Below are 255 nucleotides of genomic sequence, written 5' to 3' on the forward strand. Positions count from 1 at the left end.
AGCTCTTCCTTTCGGAACAGTAGAGGGAGAGTGGAATAGAGCAAAAGAGTATCATGGTAGCAACGCAAAGCAAAGAATTAAGACGTTTTTAGAAAACTTTGTTGTTGATACTTTATATGAGTACTATGATACAGAATTATTGAATTGGGATGTTAAAACTTTTATTGAAAATTATAGAGAAAATTTAGATAAGATTTTAAGCTCTATTGGAAGAATTTTAGGCTACGAAGGATTTGATAGTATATTTTTTAAAGG

1 protein-coding gene is annotated in these 255 nt (G+C 30.2%); it reads left to right on the forward strand.

All coding sequences use genetic code 11. From position 1 onward, the window contains the following. On the forward strand, positions 1-255 hold a 255-nt coding region (locus QI155_RS11035), incomplete at both ends, for a hypothetical protein (protein ID WP_281321690.1).

The sequence above is a fragment of the Thermodesulfovibrio sp. 1176 genome, from assembly GCF_029946585.1.
In the GTDB taxonomy this organism is placed as follows: Bacteria; Nitrospirota; Thermodesulfovibrionia; order Thermodesulfovibrionales; family Thermodesulfovibrionaceae; genus Thermodesulfovibrio.